Below are 2,653 nucleotides of genomic sequence, written 5' to 3'. Positions count from 1 at the left end.
CTCACCGACGCCACCGAGGCCAACGTGGGCCGCACCATCGGCGTCAACGTCATCCCGGCCACGTACGAGTTCGTCGGGCTGGACAACTACGTCGACATCCTGACCAGCGGGTTGTTCTGGGAGCGGCTGGCCTGGACCGTCCTGTGGACCGTGGTCTGCGTCGGCCTCCACTACGGCCTCGGCCTCGGCCTGGCGATGCTGCTGCACCGCAAGCTGCGGTTCCGCTCGTTCTACCGGGTGCTGCTGATCCTGCCCTGGGCGATCCCCGGGTTCGTGTCCGCGTTCATCTGGCGTTACCTGTTCAACAGCGACTTCGGCGTGATCAACGCGATGCTGAAGGCGGCGGGCCTGGGCGCGGTCGGCTGGCTGGACGACCCGACCACGGCCAAGATCGCCGTCATCGCGGTCAACGTCTGGCTCGGCGTGCCGTTCATGATGGTGGCGATCCTGGGCGGTCTGCAGTCCATCCCCGGCGAGTTGTATGAGGCGGCGGAGGTGGACGGCGCCACACCTTGGCAGCGGTTCCGGCATATCACGGTCCCCGGGCTGCGCTCGGTGTCCAGCACGGTCGTGCTGCTCGGCACGATCTGGACGTTCAACCAGTTCCCGGTGATCTATCTGATCACCCGGGGTGGGCCGGGCAGTTCCACGGAGATCCTGGTCACCTACGCGTTCCGTGAGGCGTTCACCGGGGTGCGCAACTACTCGGGTTCGGCCACGTGGGGTGTGCTCATCCTGGCGCTGCTCGTGGTCTTGGCCATGGTCTACCGCCGCGCGCTGCGCCGGCAGGGGGAGGTCTGGTGAGCACCGTCGAGATGAGCCGGGCAGCACGTTCCCGGAGCGAGCGAAGCCCGGCGGTGTCGATCGTTCTGCACGCCACGCTGGTGGTGGCCACGTTGTTCTCGGTCTTCCCCGTGGTGTGGCTGGTGCTGACCTCGCTCAAGCCGCGGGACGGATGGCTGTCGAGCGAGCTGGAGATCTTCAACCAGCCGTCGCTGGACAACTACGTCCGGGTGTTGGGGGAGACCGAGTTCCCGACCTGGCTGCTGAACTCGGTCCTGGCCGCCGCTCTGACCACCGTGCTGGGCGTGTTCGTCGCCTCCACCACCGGTTACGCGATCAGCAGGTTCCGCTTCCCCGGGCACCGGGGTGTGATGTGGCTGCTGCTGGTCACCCAGATGTTCCCGGTGGCCATCCTGATCGTGCCGCTGTACAACCTGATGGCCGGCCTCGGGCTGCTCAACCAGATCCCGGGCCTCGTCATCGCGTACCTCACGGTGGCGGTGCCGTTCTGCGCGTGGATGATGAAGAGCTACTTCGACACCATTCCGCGGGAAATCGACCAGGCGGGCCTGGTGGACGGCCTCACGCCGTTCGGCACATTCTGGCGGGTCGTGCTGCCGCTGGCCCGGCCCAGCCTCGCGGTCACCGCCTTCTACTCCTTCATGACGGCCTGGGGTGAGGTCGCCTACGCCACGGTGTTCATGTCCCAGGAGGAGAAGCGCACCCTGGGTGTCGGCCTCCAGCAGTTCGTCGGGCAGCACTGGTCGGACTGGGGGCTGCTCACCGCCTCGGCCGTGCTGATCGCGATCCCGGCCGCGGTCGTCTTCCTGCTCGTCCAACGCCATCTTGTGACCGGCCTCACCGCCGGCGCCACCAAGTTGTGACCCCGTCCGGGTCCGGTGGCAGGTCACTCATCCGACATTCGAACTCCTGACAGAATCCGGGGGAACCCTATGACCGAGCTCGTCGAGGACGCCGTCACGCCGAAGGGCGTGACCCGTTGGTGGCGGGACGCGGTGATCTACCAGGTGTACGTCCGCAGTTTCGCGGACGGCAACGGCGACGGCGTCGGCGACCTGCTCGGCGTCCGCAGCCGGTTGCGCTACCTGGCGGAACTCGGAGTCGACGCGATCTGGTTGACGCCCTTCTTCACCTCGCCGATGGCCGACTTCGGTTACGACGTGGCCGACTACCGCGACGTCGACCCGATCTTCGGCTCGCTGGCCGACGCCAAGGCCCTCCTGGACGACGCGCACCGCCACGGCCTGAAGGTGATCGTGGACGTCGTGCCGAACCACACCTCCGACCGGCACGAATGGTTCGTCGCGGCGCTGGCGGCCGGGCCGGGCAGCCCCGAACGTGACCGCTACATCTTCCGCGAGGGACGCGGCGCGCACGGCGAGCTGCCACCCAACGACTGGGAGTCCATCTTCGGCGGACCCGCCTGGACCCGGCTGCCCGACGGGCAGTGGTACCTGCACCTGTTCGCCCCCGAGCAGCCCGACCTGAACTGGGAACACCAGGAGGTCCACGACGAGTTCGCCGACATCCTGCGGTTCTGGCTGGACCTCGGCGTGGACGGCTTCCGGATCGACGTGGCCCACGGCATGGTCAAGGCAGAGGGACTGCCCGACGTCGGCCACGCCGACCAGGTCAAGATGATCGGCGCGGACATCGTCCCCTTCTTCGACCAGGACGGCGTCCACGAGATCCACCGCACCTGGCGGCGGATCCTCGACTCCTACGAGGGGGAGCGGATCGGCGTCGCCGAGGCGTGGGCGCCGACGCCGGGGCGGCTGGCCAACTACGTACGGCCGGACGAGCTGCACCAGGCGTTCAACTTCCACTTCCTGACCACCCCATGGGACGC

At 67.9% G+C, this 2,653-nt stretch carries 3 protein-coding genes; all 3 read left to right on the top strand.

From position 1 onward, the window contains the following. The coding region (locus IMZ11_RS42015) for a carbohydrate ABC transporter permease (protein WP_228649084.1) at positions 1 to 804 on the top strand (804 nt) is incomplete at its 5' end. After that, positions 801 to 1,667: a sugar ABC transporter permease gene (locus IMZ11_RS42010; protein WP_228649082.1), complete on the top strand. Its 867-nt coding sequence runs from the start codon at positions 801 to 803 to the stop codon at positions 1,665 to 1,667. The genes IMZ11_RS42015 and IMZ11_RS42010, both read left to right, overlap by 4 nt. Positions 1,668 to 1,736: 69 nt before the next feature. After that, positions 1,737 to 2,653, top strand: a 917-nt coding sequence (locus IMZ11_RS42005; RefSeq protein ID WP_255708046.1) for an alpha-amylase family glycosyl hydrolase, incomplete at its 3' end; no start/stop codon positions are given.

The organism is Microtetraspora sp. AC03309, from assembly GCF_020826795.1.
Taxonomy (GTDB): Bacteria; Actinomycetota; Actinomycetes; order Streptosporangiales; family Streptosporangiaceae; genus Microtetraspora; species Microtetraspora glauca.
Note: the sequence above shows the minus strand (reverse complement) of the source record. Positions and strands in the feature narration are given on the sequence as shown.